The sequence below is a fragment of the Burkholderia sp. BCC1985 genome (assembly GCF_905339915.1).
GTDB lineage: Bacteria > Pseudomonadota > Gammaproteobacteria > Burkholderiales > Burkholderiaceae > Burkholderia.
In genome coordinates, this window is record NZ_CAJPGY010000001.1 from 321910 (window position 1) to 341047 (window position 19138).

Annotated in this window: 19 protein-coding genes; 11 read left to right on the forward strand and 8 right to left on the reverse strand. The window is 65.5% G+C overall.

Translation table 11 applies throughout. The features are described from left to right. Positions 1-208 precede the first annotated feature (208 nt). Positions 209-1033 (reverse strand): RNA methyltransferase, encoded by an 825-nt coding sequence (locus U4Z31_RS01510; protein ID WP_321809251.1) that lies wholly within the window; start codon positions 1031-1033, stop codon positions 209-211. Between the two features lie 280 nt (positions 1034-1313). Here U4Z31_RS01510 and U4Z31_RS01515 point away from each other — a divergent pair, with 280 nt between their 5' ends. The 6 genes from U4Z31_RS01515 to U4Z31_RS01540 all read left to right on the forward strand — a co-directional run bounded on the left by U4Z31_RS01515 (position 1314) and on the right by U4Z31_RS01540 (position 7077). Continuing rightward, on the forward strand, positions 1314-2117 hold the full coding sequence (locus U4Z31_RS01515; protein WP_044847980.1) for an inositol monophosphatase family protein: 804 nt from the start codon (positions 1314-1316) through the stop codon (positions 2115-2117). A 66-nt stretch (positions 2118-2183) separates the two neighbouring features. Further along, positions 2184-3806, forward strand: a complete 1623-nt coding sequence (locus U4Z31_RS01520) for an NAD(P)/FAD-dependent oxidoreductase (RefSeq protein ID WP_124522119.1) — start codon at positions 2184-2186, stop codon at positions 3804-3806. A gap of 211 nt (positions 3807-4017) precedes the next feature. Beyond that, positions 4018-4923 carry an AraC family transcriptional regulator gene (locus U4Z31_RS01525; protein WP_321809252.1) on the forward strand — a complete coding sequence of 302 codons (906 nt, stop codon included), beginning with the start codon at positions 4018-4020 and terminating at the stop codon, positions 4921-4923. A 346-nt stretch (positions 4924-5269) separates the two neighbouring features. Next, positions 5270-5656 (forward strand): DUF2946 domain-containing protein, encoded by a 387-nt coding sequence (locus U4Z31_RS01530; protein ID WP_321809253.1) that lies wholly within the window; start codon positions 5270-5272, stop codon positions 5654-5656. Between the two features lie 111 nt (positions 5657-5767). Next, positions 5768-6703, forward strand: a complete 936-nt coding sequence (locus tag U4Z31_RS01535) for a hypothetical protein (RefSeq protein ID WP_321809254.1) — start codon at positions 5768-5770, stop codon at positions 6701-6703. Next, complete coding sequence (locus tag U4Z31_RS01540) at positions 6700-7077, forward strand: copper resistance protein CopC (protein WP_321809255.1); 378 nt, start codon at positions 6700-6702, stop codon at positions 7075-7077. Before U4Z31_RS01535 ends, U4Z31_RS01540 begins: the two co-directional genes overlap by 4 nt. Before the next feature lie 381 nt (positions 7078-7458). On the opposite strand, the gene U4Z31_RS01545 is transcribed toward U4Z31_RS01540, so the two are convergent. Then, positions 7459-7680 carry a hypothetical protein gene (locus U4Z31_RS01545; protein WP_321809256.1) on the reverse strand — a complete coding sequence of 74 codons (222 nt, stop codon included), beginning with the start codon at positions 7678-7680 and terminating at the stop codon, positions 7459-7461. A 343-nt stretch (positions 7681-8023) separates the two neighbouring features. On the opposite strand from U4Z31_RS01545, the gene U4Z31_RS01550 reads away from it, so the two are divergent. From U4Z31_RS01550 to U4Z31_RS01560, 3 genes are all read left to right on the forward strand, one after another. Then, positions 8024-8638 (forward strand): hypothetical protein, encoded by a 615-nt coding sequence (locus U4Z31_RS01550; protein ID WP_321809257.1) that lies wholly within the window; start codon positions 8024-8026, stop codon positions 8636-8638. Between the two features lie 592 nt (positions 8639-9230). Continuing rightward, complete coding sequence (gene mutS / locus U4Z31_RS01555) at positions 9231-11888, forward strand: DNA mismatch repair protein MutS (RefSeq protein WP_321801144.1); 2658 nt, start codon at positions 9231-9233, stop codon at positions 11886-11888. Then, positions 11869-13143 carry a hypothetical protein gene (locus tag U4Z31_RS01560; RefSeq protein ID WP_321809258.1) on the forward strand — a complete coding sequence of 425 codons (1275 nt, stop codon included), beginning with the start codon at positions 11869-11871 and terminating at the stop codon, positions 13141-13143. Before mutS ends, U4Z31_RS01560 begins: the two co-directional genes overlap by 20 nt. On the opposite strand, the gene U4Z31_RS01565 is transcribed toward U4Z31_RS01560, so the two are convergent. Next, complete coding sequence (locus U4Z31_RS01565) at positions 13123-13665, reverse strand: FKBP-type peptidyl-prolyl cis-trans isomerase (RefSeq protein WP_044847987.1); 543 nt, start codon at positions 13663-13665, stop codon at positions 13123-13125. The genes U4Z31_RS01560 and U4Z31_RS01565 overlap by 21 nt on opposite strands. A 32-nt stretch (positions 13666-13697) precedes the next feature. Here U4Z31_RS01565 and U4Z31_RS01570 point away from each other — a divergent pair, with 32 nt between their 5' ends. Continuing rightward, entirely contained in the window at positions 13698-14918 is a 1221-nt protein-coding gene (locus U4Z31_RS01570; RefSeq protein ID WP_044847988.1) for a cupin domain-containing protein, read from the forward strand. Between the two features lie 54 nt (positions 14919-14972). Beyond that, positions 14973-15218 (forward strand): hypothetical protein, encoded by a 246-nt coding sequence (locus U4Z31_RS37125; protein ID WP_011657350.1) that lies wholly within the window; start codon positions 14973-14975, stop codon positions 15216-15218. A gap of 20 nt (positions 15219-15238) precedes the next feature. Here U4Z31_RS37125 and U4Z31_RS01575 read toward each other — a convergent pair whose 3' ends face one another. The 5 genes from U4Z31_RS01575 to U4Z31_RS01595 all read right to left on the reverse strand — a co-directional run bounded on the left by U4Z31_RS01575 (position 15239) and on the right by U4Z31_RS01595 (position 19137). Continuing rightward, positions 15239-15421, reverse strand: a complete 183-nt coding sequence (locus tag U4Z31_RS01575) for a hypothetical protein (RefSeq protein ID WP_185500420.1) — start codon at positions 15419-15421, stop codon at positions 15239-15241. 122 nt (positions 15422-15543) lie between these two features. Continuing rightward, the gene (locus tag U4Z31_RS01580; RefSeq protein ID WP_124488293.1) at positions 15544-16320 is read right to left on the reverse strand and encodes an MBL fold metallo-hydrolase; all 777 of its coding nucleotides are present in this window, start codon (positions 16318-16320) and stop codon (positions 15544-15546) included. A gap of 4 nt (positions 16321-16324) precedes the next feature. Beyond that, complete coding sequence (gene bamC / locus U4Z31_RS01585; RefSeq protein ID WP_044847990.1) at positions 16325-17470, reverse strand: outer membrane protein assembly factor BamC; 1146 nt, start codon at positions 17468-17470, stop codon at positions 16325-16327. Positions 17471-17581: 111 nt separating this feature from the next. Beyond that, the gene (gene dapA, locus U4Z31_RS01590) at positions 17582-18487 is read right to left on the reverse strand and encodes a 4-hydroxy-tetrahydrodipicolinate synthase (protein ID WP_321809259.1); all 906 of its coding nucleotides are present in this window, start codon (positions 18485-18487) and stop codon (positions 17582-17584) included. 47 nt (positions 18488-18534) lie between these two features. Further along, positions 18535-19137 (reverse strand): class I SAM-dependent methyltransferase, encoded by a 603-nt coding sequence (locus tag U4Z31_RS01595; protein ID WP_321809260.1) that lies wholly within the window; start codon positions 19135-19137, stop codon positions 18535-18537. Between the last annotated feature and the right edge of the window lies 1 nt (position 19138).

Below are 19138 nucleotides of genomic sequence, written 5' to 3' on the forward strand. Positions count from 1 at the left end.
GGCCGCACAGCGTCGCGCGTTCACCCCGTCGGCGGCGCGGGTATTCGCGCGGGACGCCCGTCGTGGCCAGGTAACGCGGTTATGCGGTCATCCGGTGGCCGGGCACGGACCGGGCACCCCCGTCGCGGCGGCCGATGCGACACGCCGGCTGCAGGCGGAGCGCATCCGTCGAACGCATGAGCGCCCGGCCGCGGCGTACTTCGGCCGCTTACGCGTCGCCTTCGGGCGTACCGGACTTCAGCAGGATGTGCTTCGCGATGCCGCGCAGGATGTTGACCTCCTCGCGCTCGAGGCCGGTGCGCGCGAACAGGCGCCGCAGCCGCGGCATCAGCTTCTTCGGGTTGCGCGGGTCGAGAAAATCGAGCGCGACCAGCGCGTTCTCGAGGTGCGCGTACATCCGCTCGATCTCGTCGCTCTGCGCGAGCGTGCCGACTTCGGCCTGCGCGTCGCGCGACGCCTCGCTTCCCTGCTCCAGGAACGCGACACGCAGTTCATACGCGAGCACCTGCACGGCCTGCGCGAGGTTCAGCGAACTGTAGGCCGGATTCGCCGGGATATGCGCGAGCGCGCTGCACTGCTCGACGTGCTCGTTCGCGAGGCCCGTGCGTTCGTTGCCGAACACGAGCGCGATGTCGCCGGTGCCGACCTGCGTGTGCGCCTGTTCGGCGGCCGCGCGCGGCGCAAGGCGCGGCGGCCCGTATTCGCGCGTGCGCGCGGTCAGCGCGATCGACCAGTGGACGCCGGACAGCGCGTCGCCGAGCGTGGGCACGACGTGCGCGGACGCGAGGACGTCGTCTGCGCCGCTCGCCATCGCGATCGCCTCGGGGTCGCTCTGCACGTGCGGCACGCGCGGCGCGACCAGGACGAGCCTGGAGAAACCCATCGTCTTCAGCGCGCGGGCGGCCGCCCCGACATTGCCGGGATGGCTCGGCTCGACGAGCACGAAACGGGTAGAAGTGAAGCCGCCGGACGGCGGCGGGGACGAAGCCGCGCCCGATTCGGACGGCACGGCGGGGTTCTGCGGGGTTTCCACTACATACGACTCGGTTCGTCAGAATGGCAGTATGGTATCGCCATCGCCCCGGCAAACCCACTCGTCCGGACGGCCAGTGGGGTTTCCCCGCATCCCGGTCACCTGAAACTCCCGAAAATCGGGTAAAATCATGCGTTTACGCGCCGCACCCCGTGCGACGCGGGTCGTACCCTGCTCTTTGTCAATTCGCGTCTCATCTCGCCCGGCACCTTTTGCGCCGTTCCGGGCGGTGTGTTCCACTTCGTGGCGGCCCGTGCCGCCGGCTACAGGATCCAGGCTCATGCATCCCATGCTCAACATCGCTGTCAAGGCTGCGCGCCGCGCCGGACAGATCATCAACCGTGCGTCCCTCGACCTCGACCTGATCGAGATCCGCAAGAAGCAGCAGAACGACTTCGTCACCGAAGTGGACAAGGCCGCCGAAGAGGCGATCATCGAGACGCTGAAGACCGCCTACCCCGACCACGCGATCCTCGCGGAAGAATCGGGCGAATCGGAGAACGAATCCGAATTCAAGTGGATCATCGATCCGCTCGACGGCACGACCAACTTCATCCACGGCTTCCCTTACTACTGCGTGTCGATCGCGCTCGAGCACAAGGGCGTCGTCACGCAGGCCGTCGTCTACGATCCGAACAAGAACGACCTGTTCACGGCCACCCGCGGCCGCGGCGCGTACCTGAACGACCGCCGCATCCGCGTCGGCCGCCGCGACCGCCTGGCGGACGCGCTGGTCGGCACGGGCTTCCCGTTCCGCGAGAAGGACGGCCTCGACGCCTACGCGCGCCTGTTCACCGAAATGACCCAGGCCTGCACGGGGCTGCGCCGCCCGGGCGCGGCCGCACTCGATCTCGCGAACGTCGCGGCCGGCCGTCTCGACGCGTTCTTCGAGCAAGGCATCAACGTGTGGGACATGGCGGCGGGCAGCCTGCTGATCACCGAAGCCGGCGGCCTCGTCGGCAACTACACGGGCGACGCCGATTTCCTGCATCGTCATGAGATCGTCGCGGCGAATCCGAAGATCTACGCGCAGATGATCCCGATCCTGAACCGCTACAGCTACATGCATCCGGCAGCGGAGTAAATCCGCGCCGCGCCCGCGCCCGTCTCAACACCGCCACGACTTCGTGGCGACCGTATCCGAATATTCATGTTACGGCTAAGCGAACTTAAACTCCCGCTCGACCACCCCGAGAGCGCCCTCGAAGCCGCGATTCGCGCGCGCCTCGCGGAGCTTGGCGTGGCGGCAGACGGGCTCCTCCGTTACACGGTGTTCCGCCGTGCGCACGATGCGCGCAAGCGCTCCGACATCAAGCTCACGTACATCGTCGATGTCGAGGTCAAGGACGAAGCGGCCGTGCTTCCGCGACTCGCCGGCACGCCGCATTGCGGCGTGACGCCCGACATGGCGTACCACTTCGTCACGAAGGCGCCCGAGCACGGCAACTTCCTGCGCCCGGTCGTCATCGGCATGGGGCCGTGCGGCCTGTTTGCGGGGCTGATCCTCGCGCAGATGGGTTTCCGCCCCATCATCCTCGAACGCGGCAAGGCCGTGCGCGAGCGCACCAAGGACACCTTCGGCCTGTGGCGCAAGAGCGTCCTCAATCCCGAGTCCAACGTGCAGTTCGGCGAAGGCGGGGCCGGGACGTTTTCCGACGGCAAGCTGTACAGCCAGATCAAGGATCCCCATCACTACGGCCGCAAGGTGCTCGACGAATTCGTCAAGGCCGGCGCGCCGGAGGACATCCTCTATCTGAGCCGGCCGCACATCGGCACGTTCCGCCTCGTCAGCATGGTGGAAAAGATGCGCGCGACCATCCACGAACTGGGCGGTGAAGTGCGCTTCGAAACCCGGGTCGAGGACATCGAGATCGATCAGGGCAAGGTGCGCTCGCTGACGCTGTCGAACGGCGAAACGCTCCGGTGCGATCACGTGGTGCTGGCCGTGGGCCACAGCGCACGCGACACGTTCCAGATGCTGCACGATCGCGGGGTGTATGTCGAAGCGAAGCCGTTCTCGCTGGGTTTCCGGATCGAACATCCGCAGGGGCTGATCGATCGCAGCCGCTTCGGCAAGTTCGCGGGCCACAAGCAGCTCGGCGCGGCCGACTACAAGGTGGTTCATCACTGCAGCAACGGACGCGCGGTCTACAGCTTCTGCATGTGCCCCGGCGGCACGGTGGTCGCGGCGACCTCCGAGCCGGGCCGCGTGGTCACCAACGGCATGAGCCAGTATTCGCGCGCCGAGCGCAACGCGAACGCGGGCATCGTCGTCGGCATCACGCCGGAGGACTATCCGGGCGGCCCGCTCGCGGGCATCGCGTTCCAGCGCAAGTGGGAAGAACGCGCGTTCGAACTCGGCGGCGGCGATTACAGCGCGCCGGGCCAGCTGGTCGGCGATTTCATCGCAGGACGGCCGTCGACGTCGCTCGGTTCCGTGGTGCCGTCGTACAAGCCGGGCGTGCGCCCGACCGACCTCAGCACCGCGCTGCCCGACTACGTGATCGAAGCCATTCGTGAAGCGCTGCCGCAGATCGACAAGAAGATCGCCGGCTTCGCGATGCACGACGCGGTGCTCACCGGCGTGGAAACGCGCACGTCGTCGCCGATCCGGATCCGGCGCAAGGACAATTACCAGAGCGTGAACGTCGAAGGGTTGTATCCGGCCGGTGAAGGCGCCGGGTATGCCGGCGGCATCTATTCGGCAGCCATCGACGGTATCGAGGTCGCGCAGGCGGTGGCGCTCGATCTGATGTCGGCGCACGCGTCCTGATATTGCCCGTCAGGCCCGGCGCACGAAGGTCCGTGCGCCGGGTGATCCAGCAGTATCTGCACCCTGCCTGACAAGGCTCGCCACGCGAAGCTCCCCCCTCTTTGCGATGCGCCGCGGCCATTAGTGGTCAATGTGCCGAACCCGACCGATGCCAGGCCAAATTTCGCTTTGATATACTCCGCGGCCGAATGCTCCACGTTTCCACGAATCCATGACCGCCGCACAGTCGGACAACGCGTCATCTGATTTCATGCCGGCCGACCTCAGGCAAAGCGTGGTCACGCAGACGCTGCCGCACACCCAGGTCGGCATCAGCCGACTGCAGACATCTCGTAGAAATATTGGCCGAACCGCGCCATACGAACTTGAAGACGCCGATCTCATCGTGTTGCAATTGCGCGCGTTCGGCGAACAGGAATTGTGGCTTGACGGACGTGTTGCTCGTTTCGTCCCCTATGATGCGGGGACCGTCACGATTCACGACCTCGATCGCAACTGGGTTTCCGACCTGAAGGGGGCGTTCGACTGCATCCATTTTCACCTCCCGCGCCGAACGCTGGAGGAGACAGTCGATGAAATCGGTGGCAGGCAGCGGCCCCAGCTTTACTTGCCGCCGCATTTGAGTGCGACGGATCCGGTCATCCATCGCCTAGGCCAAGCCCTGCTCCCCGCCCTGGCGCGGCCCGAGCACGCATCCCAGCTGTTTATCGACCACGTCGCGCTCGCCTTCCAGACGCATGTCGCGCGTCTGTACGGCGGCATCGGCGAGCGGCGGGAGAAGTCGACCGGCACACTCACGGCGTGGCAGGAGCGCGTGGCGAAAGGCTTTCTGCTCGAACACCTTACCGGCAACATCTCGATCGCCGATGTGGCGAAAGCGTGCGGCCTGTCTCGTGGCCACTTCGTCAAGGCCTTTCATCAGACCACCGGGTTACCGCCCCATCGCTGGCTGATCAATCAGCGCATCGAACGCGCAATGATGTACATGCGCACATCGTCCATGCCGCTGCAAATGATCTCGGATGCATGCGGCTTCGCCGACCAGAGCCACTTCACGAGAACATTCACGCGCCTGACCGGTGTTACGCCGCGTCGTTGGCGCATGGACAACGTTTGAGGAGCGTGGCCGACGCGAGCTTTGCGCGTCGCATGAACGCCCGACCCGCCACCGCACCTGCCGACGTCACGCCGATGAAGGCAGCGGTACCTGCGCGTCATCCGACCAAGCATCGACCAGGCGATGAGGCCCGAGCCTACGCCATGAAACGCCTGCACCGGCCGCTCCCGCACCCCGAAGCGGCCGGTCGCGTCTAGCGCAAACGAACGCCCGACATGCGTCAGAACAGGCGCGAAATTCCTCCCGTTGCGTATGCACGAGGCGGGAGATTACCCATCGGGGGCGGTCCGGCACGCATGCCATAATTTCGGCAACGCGCCTGCTGGTGCATGATTCCGCCAAGGTCATGTCAGCTCTGCTTCGCAGGAAGATCGGCAGCATTCTGGGATTGCTTGCGATCCTGCTGACGACGCTTGCGCCGACGGTGTCGCAGAGCCTGTCGTCCGAGCGAGCATTCGAGGCGGTATCCGGGTCGTTCTGTACAGTACGGAGCGAGGACGGTCCGGATGTCACCGCCCCCGACCGTTCATCGTTGCCCGGGAAGGCAGTTCACTGGCAGGCGTGCGCATATTGCGGGCTGCTTGCCGACATGCCGGTGTTACTGGGCGGAACCTCGGGATTCGTGCCGACGGACCGGGCCGCTCATCCGGCGTTGACGCCCCTGTTTCAGGCACCCCGCAGCGCTTTCCGATTTACCGCGGCACAGCCGCGCGCCCCTCCGCTTTCATCCTGAATGAGTCAGCCAGCGGCGATGCTTGTGACATTGCATCGCCGGTGCTCGCGCGTCCTTTGTCTTTTGACGGACCCGCGAGCGCATCGACGCGATCTTCAGAACGGGGGGACCATGTACACCCAACCTGCACGCAATACCATGCCGGCGCTTGTAGCGTCCATCATTCCAGCCGCATTTGCCGTCCTGCTGCTTTTACCGTCCGTTGCAACGGCTCACGCGATTGCCGGCAACCGCGTGTTTCCGGCGACCATGGCGGTCGACGATCCCGGCGTCGGGGACGAACTCAACCTCGAGTTCGGCCACCTCCAGTCCGACACGGATGACGGCGACAAGCAGAACAGCAACACGACGACACTCGAATGGGACAAGCTGATCACGTCCCGTTTCCAGCTATCCGTGACCGGCACGTACGTCAATCTCAATGCGCCCAATGACGGCTCGGCGCGCGGTTTCGACAACTGGCAGGTCGGTGCCAAATACCGCTTCTACGTCAACGAAAGGCATGAGCTCATGGCCTCCGTCGGCGCGACCGCGGAGCTGGGCGGAACGGGGGCGAGGTCGATCGCCGATCCGCACTCGGCGATCACGCCGACGCTGTACTTCGGCAAGGGCTTCGGCGACCTGCCAGACAGCCTGAAGTACCTGAAGCCGCTGGCGATCACGGGCACCGTCGGCCCCCGCTTGGCATTGAACCGTGCCGATCCGAATTCGTTGAACTGGGGCGTCACCGTGCAATACAGCCTGCCCTATCTGCAGCACTTCGTGCGCGACGTGGGCCTCAAGGCGCCGTTCGACAGCCTGATCCCGGTCGTCGAGTTGCCGATGAGCACGTGCACCGCCAGTCCGTGTTCGGGCCATACGACCGGAACGATCAACCCCGGCGCGTTGTGGCTGAATCGCTGGGGCCAGCTCGGCATCGAGGCGCAGATTCCGGTCAATCACGCGAGCGGAACGGGCGTGGGCATCCTGTTGCAAGTACACCTTTATCTCGATGACATCCTGCCCCGCTCGATCGGCAAGCCGCTGTTCGGCAACGGAGAACAATGATGCGCAGATTCGACCGATTTCATTCCGGCGCATGCGCAGCTGCCTTCGCGACGGGCATCCTGACCGCGTCGACGGCATTCGCCCATGTGTTTCCGCAGAAACAATCGCCGTCCGCGGGCGCGGAAGTAGCGGCGCCGGCAGGCGTGACGATCATCTTCGACGGACCGCTCGAACCCGCATTCAGCTCGCTCAGCATCAGCAATTCGGCGGGCAAACAGGTGAACACGGAAAAGGCGGAAGTCGACCCGAATGACACGAAGGCGATCCATGTGGCATTGCCGCCATCGCCGCCCGGCACGTACACAGTGCACTGGGTGGCGGTCGCGTCGGACGGGCATCGCACGCACGGCGATTATTCGTTCAAGATCAGGTAGCGGATCCGGCGACGTCCAGCCGATTTCGGGTGCTTCGGACCTCCGACCGTCCAAGCCGGCAGCGGCTTGTCGCGGCCGCCGGCAACTGGCCGAACGGCGAACTTCGCGCGTGCGCATGGAAGCGACTGGTAAACTCGGGCAACCAAAGCAACAACTTCCTGCCTGACCTATGACCACACTGTCGCCCGAAGCCTTCGCCGGCCATACTCCGATGATGCAGCAGTACCTGCGGCTTAGCGGACAAGGCACTGCGCACCAAGCTACGCCGGAACCTACGCTCGCCCCGTTGTGGCCTGCCCGTTACTGACCCGGATTGGTCGTTCGAGTGACAGCGAACTAGACATTTGACTCCCGCCGGACCTTGTCCGCCTCGGTGTTGGATCAAGTAGCACTGATTGGCCTGTCTCCGAGGTCGTTGGTCAGCCGAAGCAAGTATCCATCCGGGTCTTGGACGAGACACTGGTTTAACCCAATCTCCACGTCACCAGCGCGATACCATTTCTCCTCGATCGCATGAACAATGGCCAACCATTGTCGATTCTCTCGATAGAAGGAATTGAGACCTGCGTCAGTTACCGCCAGTTCAAGCAGCAATATGTTCATCACAGGTACCAGAACATCTTCAGGCAGGCTGATCTGATTATTTTGAAAACCTCTTGGACATCGACGAGAGTCGTCGCGTCTGTCGGCAGACAGTTCGTCAGGAGGTTTGCGCGGCCGATTGCCGAGAGGCTTGCCCTGGCCGGCCGGAGCACGGCGATTTTGGTGCTCCAAAATCCAGTACTGGATTGCACTATGCTTACTATATTGTCAATATAATAAAAATTCACGCTTTGACGCATTATCGGCATGAATTTGTTTTTCCCAAATAATCAAAATACAATCAAGCGCCACCCCATATTTTATGAGATAGGCATTCTCCGTCAAACTCAAACAGGAAATTGACATGGAAAATAATCGGAGGAAATTTATCACTGCATCTGCTGCACCGTTGGCATTGGGTCTTGTTGCCAGCCAGAACAGTTACGGGCGCCCGCCTGCGAGAAACGCCACCATCCCAAGCCTTGTTATCGAACTGGGAAACAATGGGCAGGCCAATGGTGGACTGGGCATCGACAAGGGGTCGTATTATCAGATCGACTGCCACATCGGGGTGACACCATACAATGAATTCGGATATTCCATTAATCCTGACGGAACCATAAGCCTCACGCAGGATGGCACTTATTTTGTTGCATCATCGGCAAATATCCTTCCGCTCAACCGCGCCAGGGATGCGTACCAACTTCCCGCGCAAGTCACCCTGGCTATAGGCGCGACGTCGCACCCATGGCCAGGCACATATCAATATGCAGTCCAATATTTCCCCGGTCCGCCCAGCAGCATAGCTGCGATAGTTCCGACCCTTACCAGCGGTCTCGGATCAATCAGCATGACCGGCCCGATGATCCACTGGAGCGCGAGCACGGCATTATGGCTCGGCTATTCGAAAGTCTTGGGACTCGAGAATGGATTACCATTGAGCCTCCAAGGTTATCTGATCATTCAAAAAATCGCATGATCTCCGTTAGCCCCTCGCATCTCTCGATTCGGAGGGGCTCCATTGTACGATGGTCGTGACGGCTGATGAGAGACGACATTCAATCGACGTCGACCGCCCTCCCCTACGAACCATTGCTCGAACTCGGGAATCAACGGTTCAAGTGCTTCCCGCAACGCGCTGCCGATTTGGCTAGAAGATTTCGCTGGATTCCATCGCGCATTCGGTGATCTGAAGTGCCATGCCACCTATGCCGACGTCGTCGAAAAACTGCCGACCAATTAGCAGCCCAAACAACTTTTCCTGATCACATGGGCACGCACCCCACCGCAGCACCTGCAACCGCCACCCCGAGGACGCTGCACTATCTGCGCCTTAACTGACAAGGCACTGCGCGCGAAACTACGCTAGAACCTACATTCTCGTTCCAGACGATACCTGCTGCATTCGCAAAGATGTACCGTTAGCTTTTCCAATTGCTCGGGTAGACCAGTGTTGACCGGCAGCTGCCGCCTATCGTCTCAGGCACCTGGCCAAACAGCCAACTTCGCGCGCCTACATCGAAGCCACTGGTAAACTCGGGCAACTCAAGCAACAACTTCAAGCCGGATCTATGACCACGCTGTCGCCCGAGGCCTTTGCAGGCCACACCCCGATGATGCAGCAGTACCTGCGCATCAAGGCCGATCACCCCGACACGCTCGTCTTCTACCGGATGGGCGACTTCTACGAGCTGTTCTTCGAGGATGCGGAGAAAGCCGCACGCCTGCTCGACCTGACCCTCACGCAACGCGGCGCCTCGGCCGGCACGCCGATCAAGATGGCCGGCGTCCCGCATCATGCGGTCGAACAGTATCTGGCAAAGCTCGTGAAGATGGGCGAATCGGTCGCGATCTGCGAGCAGATCGGCGACCCCGCCACGTCGAAGGGGCCGGTCGAGCGCAAGGTCGTGCGCGTCGTCACGCCCGGCACGCTGACCGACGCGGCACTGCTGTCCGACAAGAACGACGTCTACCTGCTCGCGATGTGCACGGGCCACAACAAGCGCGGCGTCGCGGTCAACATCGGCCTCGCGTGGCTGAACCTCGCGAGCGGCGCGCTGCGGCTCGCCGAGATCGAACCCGACCAGCTCGGCGCCGCGCTCGAACGCATCCGGCCGGCCGAAATCCTGACGGCGGACGGCGCGACCGACGCCGTGCCCGCGGGCGCCGGCGCGATCAAGCGCGTGCCGGCATGGCACTTCGATATCGCATCGGGCACGCAGCGCCTGTGCGACCAGCTCGACGTCGCGGGCCTCGACGGCTTCGGCGCGCATTCGCTGACGAGCGCATGCGGAGCCGCCGGCGCACTGCTGCTGTACGCGGCCGCCACACAGGGTCAGCAATTGCGTCACGTGCGCAGCCTGAAGGTCGAGAACGAAACCGAATACATCGGACTCGATCCGGCGACGCGCCGCAACCTCGAGCTGACCGAAACGCTGCGCGGCACCGAATCGCCGACGCTGTACTCGCTGCTCGACACCTGCTGCACGACGATGGGCAGCCGTCTGCTGCGTCACTGGCTGCATCACCCGCCGCGCGCGTCGGTCGCCGCGCAGTCGCGCCAGCAAGCGATCGGCGCGCTGCTCGACGCGCCCGCGAACGCGAGCCTCGACGCACTGCGCAGCGCGCTGCGCCAGATCGCCGACGTCGAACGGATCACCGGGCGGCTCGCGCTGCTGTCCGCGCGGCCGCGCGACCTGTCGAGCCTGCGCGACACGTTCGCAGCGCTGCCCGCGCTGCGCGAGCGCATCAGCGCGATCGTCGCGAACGCGGATGCGCTTGCCCGCGTCGACGCGGCGCTCGCGCCGCCCGCCGAATGCCTCGACCTGCTGACGAGCGCGATCGCCCCCGAGCCGGCCGCGATGGTGCGCGACGGCGGCGTGATCGCGCGCGGCTACGACGCGGAGCTCGACGAACTGCGCGACATCTCCGAGAACTGCGGGCAGTTCCTGATCGATCTCGAGGCGCGCGAGCGCACCCGCACGGGCATCGCGAACCTTCGCGTCGAATACAACAAGGTGCACGGCTTCTACATCGAGGTCACGCGCGGCCAGACCGACAAGGTGCCCGACGACTATCGCCGCCGCCAGACGCTGAAGAACGCCGAGCGCTACATCACCCCCGAACTGAAGACCTTCGAGGACAAGGCGCTGTCCGCGCAGGAACGCGCGCTGGCCCGCGAGCGCGCGCTGTACGACGGCGTGCTGCAGGCGCTGCTGCCGTTCATTCCCGAGTGCCAGCGCGTCGCGTCGGCGCTCGCGGAGCTCGACGTGCTCGCCGCGTTCGCCGAGCGCGCCCGCACGCTCGACTGGGTCGCGCCCGCCTTCACCGACGAAATCGGCATCGAGATCGAACAGGGTCGCCACCCGGTCGTGGAAGCGCAGGTCGAGCAGTTCATCGCGAACGACTGCCGGTTCGGCGCCGAGCGCAAGCTGCTGCTGATCACCGGCCCGAACATGGGCGGTAAGTCGACCTTCATGCGGCAGACGGCGCTGATCGCGCTGATGGCGTACGTCGGCAGCTACGTGCCCGCGAAATCGGCCTGCTTCGGCCCGATCGACCGGATCTTCACGCGCATCGGCGCGGCCGACGATCTCGCCGGCGGACGCTCCACCTTCATGGTCGAGATGACCGAAGCCGCCGCGATCCTGAACGACGCGACACCGCAGAGCCTCGTGCTGATGGACGAAATCGGCCGCGGCACGTCGACGTTCGACGGCCTCGCGCTCGCATGGGCGATCGCGCGTCACCTGCTCGCACAAAACGGCTGCTACACGCTGTTCGCGACGCACTACTTCGAGCTGACGCAGCTGCCGGCCGAATTCCCGCAAGCGGCCAACGTCCATCTGTCGGCCGTCGAGCACGGCCACGGCATCGTGTTCCTGCACGCGGTCAACGAAGGCCCGGCGAACCAGAGCTACGGGCTGCAGGTCGCGCAACTCGCGGGCGTGCCGGCGCCGGTGATCCGCGCCGCGCGCAAGCATCTCGCGTATCTCGAACAGCAGTCGGCCGCCCAGCACACGCCGCAGCTCGACCTGTTCAGCGCGCCGCCCGCCGCGGCCGACGAACTCGCGTGCGCGGATGCGCCGGCGCCGGCCGACGTCCCGCATCCGGCACTCGAAAAGCTGCGCGACATCGATCCCGACGACCTCAAGCCGCGCGAGGCGCTCGACCTGCTGTACGAACTGCGCACGCTCGTCCGCTCGCACGATGCCGACGGGCACGCGTAAACGCCTCCTGTCGGGCCGGCCGGCCCGCGCCGCCGCAATCGCACTGGTCGTGGCGACGCTCGCGCTCGTGCAGGCGAGCACGCTCGCGGCGCCGCCCAAGCGTGCCGCCGCCCCCTACTCGTTCGCGATCGTGTCGGGCGTCATCAACGCGCCGGCCGACGAGCCGGCCGCGCAGCGGCTGTTCGAATCGATCGCGCGCGAGCGCAATCTGGCCTTCGTCGTCTATGCGGGCGACCTCAAGGGTGCGAAGGAAGCGTGCCGCGACCCGCTGTACACGCAGCGCGGCGCGATCCTGGGCGCATCGCGCGTGCCGCTCGTGTTCATTCCCGGCCACGACGACTGGGTCACGTGCAACACGGCGGCCGGCGGCAGCTACGACCCGGTCGAACGCCTGGACTTCCTGCGCCAGACGCTGCTGGCGGACGCCGCGCTGCCCGACGCCGGCGCGCTGCAGATCACCCGCGAAAGTGAAGTCGCGCGGTTCCGGCCGTATCGCGAAAACGCGCGCTGGATGCATGACGACGTCGTCTACGTCGCGCTGAACGCACCGGCGCCGAACAATCACTATCTGACGGCCGGCGGCCGCAACGGTGAATTCGAGGACCGCATCGTCGCGAACGGCTTCTGGATCGACCACGCGGCCGAATACGCGAAGCGGCGCGAAGCGCGCGCCATGGTGGTGATGTTCGAAGGCGATCCGCAGTTCGATCGCTACGAGCGGACCGAACGCTTCGCGTGGTTGCGTTTCAACCGGCCGCGCATGCGCGACGGCTTCCGTGAACTGAAACGAACGCTGGTGAAGGCGGCGGCGACATTCCGCGGCCCGATTCTGGTGATGCACGCGAGCAGCGAGCCGCTTGCGAATGGTTTCCTGATCGATCGCCCGCTGCATGCGGACGACGGTGTGCTGGTGGGAAATGTGACGCGTGTCGCGATCGGACCGCGTCAGCCGGCGAATCAGTGGGTGAAGGTCAACGTGTCGCCGGCCCGGCAGACGATCTTCAACGTGAGCCTGCAGGACGTGCCGAAGAATCTGCCAACCCCGCCCGCGCTGCCGGTCGTGCCGCGCGACGAGGTCCCGCTGCCGCAGATGCCGGAGATCCCGGCCTTGCCGGCCCTGCCCGACTCGTCGTCGGTCGCGCCGCCGCTGCAGGGCGACGGCGCGACGCCGGGCGGCGCCTCGTGGCCCGCGCCGCCCCCTGCGTCGGGGCCGGCGCCCGGCCTGCCCGCCAGTTCAGTGCAGGGTGCGCCCTGACGGTGCGTCGCCGTCCTCGTCTTCGTCCTCGTCGACGATTTCGAGGCCTTCCGCGCCGTGCGCGTGCTCATGCTCGATCTCGTCCTCGGTCGCTTCGCGAACGTCCTTGACCGTGAGCGCGAAACGCAGCGCCATGCCCGCGAGCGGGTGGTTGCCGTCGAGCACGACCTTGTCTTCGGCGATGTCGGTGACCGTGTAGATCAGCGAATCCACTTCCTCGTCGCCGTCTTCCGGCGTGCCTTCGAACTGCATGCCCACTTCGATCGGCTCGGGAAAACGATCGCGCGGCTCGATCTTCACGAGTTCGGGATCGTAGTCGCCGAACGCGTCCTGCGGCTCGAGCTGAACCTGCGCCTGGTAACCGGGCTCCTGGCCGTCGAGCTGTTCCTCGATCTTGGGGAACGTGCCATCATAGCCGCCGTGCAGATAAACCATCGGCTCGTCGCTTTCCTCGATCAGATTGCCTTGCGCATCCGACAGCTTGTAAGCGACCGACACGACGGTGTTTTTTGCGATTTTCATCCAATTCTCCCAAATACAAGTCTCATTATACGATGCGCAACCGGTCTCAAGCCGAACCGCGGGATGCCGCTGACGCCCCGCTCGGCGCGCCGCCTTCCGATCTTCCCACGCCGCTGCTCGGCGGCCTCACGCCGGCGCAATTCATGCGCCGCTACTGGCAGAAAAAGCCGCTGCTGATCCGCCAGGCGATCCCCGGCGTGAAGCCGCCTGTCACGCGCGACGCATTGTTCGAGCTGGCAGCCGACTATGACGCCGAATCGCGCCTGATCACCCATTTTCGTAACAAGTGGCAACTTGCACACGGCCCGTTCGAGCCGGGCGCGCTGCCGGCCATCTCGCGCAAATCCTGGTCCCTGCTCGTGCAAGGGCTCGACCTGCACGTCGACGCGGCGCGCGCGCTGCTCGACCGCTTCCGCTTCATCCCGGACGCGCGTCTCGACGACCTGATGATTTCGTACGCGACGGACGGCGGCGGCGTCGGCCCGCACTTCGACTCGTACGACGTATTCCTGCTGCAGGTCGAAGGCCGGCGCCGCTGGCGCATCGGTGCGCAGAAGGACCTGTCGCTGCAGCCGGACGTGCCGCTGAAGATCCTCGAGCATTTCGAGCCGAGCGACGAATGGGTGCTCGAGCCGGGCGACATGCTGTACCTGCCGCCGCACATCGCGCACGACGGCGTGGCCGAAGGCGAATGCATGACCTGCTCGATCGGCTTCCGGGCACCGTCCGCCGGGGAGCTGGGCGCGCAATTCCTGTACTACCTCGCGGAGCGCGGCGGCCTGCGCGACGAGCGCGGCGACGCGCTCTACCGCGACCCCAAGCAGCCGGCGGTCGACACCCCCGCGCAACTGCCGCCGGCGATGGTCGAGCGCGTCGCCGAGATCGTCGAGGCGATCCGCTGGCGCAAGCGCGACGTCGCCGAATTCCTCGGCTGCTACCTGAGCGAGCCCAAATCGAACGTCGTATTCGAGCCGCCGGCGCGGCCGCTGTCCGAGGCCGCGTTCGTCGCGCAGGCGTCGCGCCGGGGCGTGCATCTCGACAGACGCGCCGCATTGATGTATAACGCGCGATCGTACTTCATTAATGGCGAGGAACAACCGCTCGAGCAAGCCGGCGAATGGCTGCCCGAACTGGCCAATCTCCGCCACATGGAGGCGAAACGGTTTGTAACACTATCCCGGGCTCCCTCGATGACAGCCTTGCTGCACGAATGGTATTGTGCGGGCTGGCTGCGGGTCGGATACCGGATTTAGTGGGCCGCCCCGTATGCCCGTGCAGATCAAATTCTGTATGGGAAAGACAACGTATTGACCCCGCATTTGTCGACGGTCGATAGGAAAGTGCATATAATTTCCGCCCAAGCCGTAGGGAAGATTCACGCTCTAGAAGTGCGTCTCCACCAGCGGCCCAGGTCGGTGTTGGAGCACATTACCGGTATTGTTTCGCGCTGTTGCTTACCTTTAACCATAAAAGGACGTGATCATGAAGAAATCCCTCCTCGTAGCTTCCCTGTTGGCTGCTGTTGCACTGGCTGCTTGCAACAAGAGCGCTGATCAAGCTGCTTCGTCGGCTGCTAGCGACGCATCGGCTGCTGCTTCGTCGGCTGCTTCGGCAGTTGCTGGTGCTGCGAGCGACGCTTCGGCTGCTGCTTCGTCGGCAACGGCTGCTGCGAGCGACGCAGCTGCTGCTGTGGCGTCGGCTGCTTCGGCAGCGACGGCTGCTCCGGCTTCGGGCGCAAGCCAGTAAGCCTCAGCATCAGCTGAAAAAAAACCGGCCCTTCGGGCCGGTTTTTTTACGTCTGTCGGTTCCGCGCATCGCACCCGGCAGGCAAGCAGGCCAAGCCGCCGCCCGCCCCTTCCCGCGCCGCTCTGCGCCCGCTCAACCGAGCGTCAGCCAGTCGAAGCCCGCGTCCTGCGTGGCCACGACCACGTCCTCCCCGTCCGTTCCCAGCACGCCGGCAAACGCCTGGCGGGCCAGCTCGGGCCGGTTGTTCTGCTGGCTCAGGTGCGCCGCGACCAGATGCTGGAGGCGACTGCGTTCGAGCGATGCGAGGATGCCGGCGGCGGCATCGTTGCTCAGGTGGCCATGATTGCCGCCGATCCGCGCCTTCAGCGACTGCGGATAGCGGCTCCCGGCGAGCATCGCGGTATCGTGGTTGGATTCGAGCACCAGCGCGTCACAACCGCTCAGGACGGTCGTGATGTGCGGCGTGGCCATGCCGACGTCGGTCAGCACGCCGAGCCGGCGGCAGCCGTCCATGAAGACGAACTGGAGCGGTTCCCGCGCGTCGTGGGGCACCGTATAGGGCATCACGGCCAGATCGCGTATCGCGGCCGTCTCGTCGCCCCACAACACGTGGAGATCGACATCGGCCTCGTCCGCGCCCACTGCGCGCGCCGTGCCCCAGCTCATGTAGAGCGGCAGTGAGCCGCGCCGCGCGAGCGTCAGCGCGCTGCCGACGTGGTCGCTGTGTTCGTGGGTAATGAGGATCGCATCGAGATCGTCGATGCCGAGATTCAGGCGGCCGAGGCGGCGCTCGACCTCCTTCGCAGAAAAACCGCAGTCGAGCAGCACGCGGGTGGTCGTCGTGCCGCTCGAGACCTCGACGACCAGCGCGTTGCCTTCGCTGCCGCTACCGAGGCTGGCGAAGCGCACGCGGTCAGTTCAGCTGGGCCTGCAGCAGCGAAATGAGCCGCTGCGCGTCCGACGAGTTGTCGACCTGGCCGTTCGCGTCGACCACCGCGACCTGCGTGCCGCCATTGCCCTGCGCGCGCACGTTGACCAGGTATTCCTTGCCCGGCTTGGCCGCCGACGGGCCGCCGTAGAACAGCTTGCCGAACAGCCCGTCGCGCTTCAGCTCTTCCATCGTGTTCGCGTAGCGGACGGTGTACAGGCCCTTCTCGCGGTCGCGATTGTCGACCGCGAAGTTGGTACGGTCGAGCGCGAGACCGACGCGCAGCCACGCGCGGTCGAACGATTCCGCCAGCTGCAGCGTCGCGGCGCCGCCGCTCGTGTCTGCGACCTTCGCCGGCGCCGTCGCGGGACGTGCATCGGTCAGCAGCTGCTTCGCCTGCGCGTCGCTCAGGCCGAACTTCTGCATCAGCTTCGACAGGAACACGGCCTCGAGCACCGGGTTGCGCGGACGCTCTTCCCAGCGCGACGACGTGCCGCCCTGCGGACCGACCATCATTTCCTCCATCGCGCTGTGCGTGATCGAGATGTCGGTGTTGCCGTCCGGCGTGCGGTTCACGAGCGTGCGGAAACGGTCGCGCGTGCCCGACGAGTACGCGAAGTCGATGACCTTGCCGATCGTGCGGCGGAACCAGTCGTCAGGAATGTTCGCGCGGTTCTCGGCCCAGTCGGTGGCCATGATGCCGGTCGACGGTGCGTCGGTCTTCAGCGAGAAGCCGTTTTCCTGCCAGAACTCCTTCAGGATCGGCCACAGCTGCTCGGGCGTGCGCCCGTCCACGACGAGCCAGCGGCGATCGCCGTCGCGCTCGATATGCATGCCGAGAGGATCCTGCGCGCTCGGGACGCCGTCGGTCGCGTTGCCGGAGGCCGTCGTCGCCCGCGGCGGCAGCGTGCCGAGACCGGCGTTGCTCGGCGGCGCGACGAACTGCTGGGTCGTCGGCACCGGCTTCAGGTCGCTCGGCACCGCGAGCGGCGGCGCCGAACCCGTGTTCTTGTAGTTGACCCGGTCAGGAGCCAGATAGTCGTTCAGCGTATCGCAGCCGGCGAGCGCGCCCAGCGCCAGCGCCACCACCGAAACCTGGATGGCGCGAGAGGAAAAGGCGAAACGTTTCATGAAATCCTTCGTCTTGCTAGAACGCTCGTCAGGAGCGGCGCCGGACGGAGCCGGCCGGTGCGGGTTGATGAGGGGTCGAGCCGGCGGCCGCAGGACGCGGCCGCCTGAGCCTCAGGCGAGGACGCCGGCCTCGATGAGGGCCGAACGTACGACATCGTGGCAGCGCTCGTCGAGCGGCGTAAGCGGCAGGCGGATGCCGCCCTGCATCTTGCCCATCGCCTGCAGCGCCCACTTCACCGGAATCGGGTTTGCCTCGATGAACAGGTTCTTGTGCAGCGACAGCAGCTTCATGTGCAGCTCGCGCGCCGTTGCGACGTCACCGGCCAGCGCCGCACGGCACAGGTCGCTCATCGCGCGCGGCGCGACGTTCGCCGTCACCGAGATGTTGCCGTGGCCGCCGAGCAGCATCAGCGCGATCGCGGTCGGATCGTCGCCGCTGTAGATCGCGAAATGCTTCGGCGCGGCCTTGATCAGGTGCGCGGCGCGATCGATGTTGCCGGTCGCTTCCTTCACGCCGATGATGCCCGGCACCTGCGCGAGGCGCAGCGTCGTCTCGTGCGCCATGTCCGCGACGGTGCGGCCCGGCACGTTGTACAGGATCACCGGCAGGTCGACCGCTTCGGCGATCGCCTTGAAGTGCCGGTACATCCCTTCCTGCGTGGGCTTGTTGTAGTACGGCACGACCTGCAGCGTCGCGTCGGCGCCGACGGCCTTCGCGTGCTTCGTCAGTTCGATCGCCTCGGCGGTCGAATTGCCGCCTGCGCCCGCGATGATCGGGATGCGCTTCGCCGCATGCTCGACCGCCGTGCGGATCATCAGGATATGCTCTTCGACGTTGAGCGTTGCCGACTCGCCGCTCGTGCCGACCACGACGAGTGCGTCGGTGCCTTCCGCGATGTGCCAGTCGATCAGTTTGCGAAACGCCGGCAGGTCGAGACTGCCGTCTTCGAGCATCGGGGTGACGATCGCGGGGATGCTGCCGCGGATTTGAATGCCGTCTTGGGTGCCGTTAGCCATGAAACGCGATTGATTGATGTACCGGTAAACGTTGAGATTGTAGCGGATTAGCCGGGCAGTTCGTAACGTGGAATTCCCGCCCCCGCCGTCGGGGTCGCGCCCTCGCGTACCGCGCAGATGCGCTGCACGAACGCCTCGCGCGGCGCGGCGACGAATCCGTCCTCGTACGCGACCACCCGCAGGCGGCCGCGCACCGCGTCCAGCAACTCGCCCGGGGCGAGCAGGAACGCGGGATTGGACGGTTTGCCGACCGTTTCGTTTCCTTGCGCGAAGGTTTCGTAGATCAGCACGCCGCCCGGCGCCACCGCATCGAGCAGATGGGGCCAGAGCGGACGATGCAAATAATGGGTGACGATCACCGCCGCGAACGACGCGCCGGCCGGCAGCGGCCAGGGCGCGCCCTCGAGATCGGCGTCGCGCGCGTCGACGCCGGGAATCGCGCGCAATGCGGCCAGCGCGGCCGGATCGCGGTCGAGCGCGACGACCGGATGCCCGCGCGACACAAACCAGCGCGCATGGCGGCCGCCGCCCGCGGCGACGTCGAGCACCGCGCCGCCCGCCGGGACGAGCCGCGACCACCGGCTGACCCAGCGCGACGGCTCGGTCTGGGCGATGTGGCCGCCCGCGGCGGCAATGACGGGTTCGCGCATG

Excerpts from the sequence above, each read along its gene's own strand:
- dapA (WP_321809259.1), bottom strand. The coding sequence starts at position 18,487 with ATGGCTAACGGCACCCAAGACGGCATTCAAATCCGCGGCAGCATCCCC.
- U4Z31_RS01570 (WP_044847988.1), top strand. The coding sequence starts at position 13,698 with ATGCGCAACCGGTCTCAAGCCGAACCGCGGGATGCCGCTGACGCCCCG.
- U4Z31_RS01550 (WP_321809257.1), top strand. The coding sequence starts at position 8,024 with ATGGAAAATAATCGGAGGAAATTTATCACTGCATCTGCTGCACCGTTG.
- U4Z31_RS01540 (WP_321809255.1), top strand. The coding sequence starts at position 6,700 with ATGATGCGCAGATTCGACCGATTTCATTCCGGCGCATGCGCAGCTGCC.
- U4Z31_RS01520 (WP_124522119.1), top strand. The coding sequence starts at position 2,184 with ATGTTACGGCTAAGCGAACTTAAACTCCCGCTCGACCACCCCGAGAGC.
- U4Z31_RS01525 (WP_321809252.1), top strand. The coding sequence starts at position 4,018 with ATGACCGCCGCACAGTCGGACAACGCGTCATCTGATTTCATGCCGGCC.
- U4Z31_RS01515 (WP_044847980.1), top strand. The coding sequence starts at position 1,314 with ATGCATCCCATGCTCAACATCGCTGTCAAGGCTGCGCGCCGCGCCGGA.
- U4Z31_RS01565 (WP_044847987.1), bottom strand. The coding sequence starts at position 13,665 with ATGAAAATCGCAAAAAACACCGTCGTGTCGGTCGCTTACAAGCTGTCG.
- U4Z31_RS01595 (WP_321809260.1), bottom strand. The coding sequence starts at position 19,137 with ATGCGCGAACCCGTCATTGCCGCCGCGGGCGGCCACATCGCCCAGACC.
- U4Z31_RS01545 (WP_321809256.1), bottom strand. The coding sequence starts at position 7,680 with ATGAACATATTGCTGCTTGAACTGGCGGTAACTGACGCAGGTCTCAAT.
- U4Z31_RS01535 (WP_321809254.1), top strand. The coding sequence starts at position 5,768 with ATGTACACCCAACCTGCACGCAATACCATGCCGGCGCTTGTAGCGTCC.
- mutS (WP_321801144.1), top strand. The coding sequence starts at position 9,231 with ATGACCACGCTGTCGCCCGAGGCCTTTGCAGGCCACACCCCGATGATG.
- U4Z31_RS01575 (WP_185500420.1), bottom strand. The coding sequence starts at position 15,421 with ATGCTGAGGCTTACTGGCTTGCGCCCGAAGCCGGAGCAGCCGTCGCTG.
- U4Z31_RS01530 (WP_321809253.1), top strand. The coding sequence starts at position 5,270 with ATGTCAGCTCTGCTTCGCAGGAAGATCGGCAGCATTCTGGGATTGCTT.
- bamC (WP_044847990.1), bottom strand. The coding sequence starts at position 17,470 with ATGAAACGTTTCGCCTTTTCCTCTCGCGCCATCCAGGTTTCGGTGGTG.
- U4Z31_RS01560 (WP_321809258.1), top strand. The coding sequence starts at position 11,869 with ATGCCGACGGGCACGCGTAAACGCCTCCTGTCGGGCCGGCCGGCCCGC.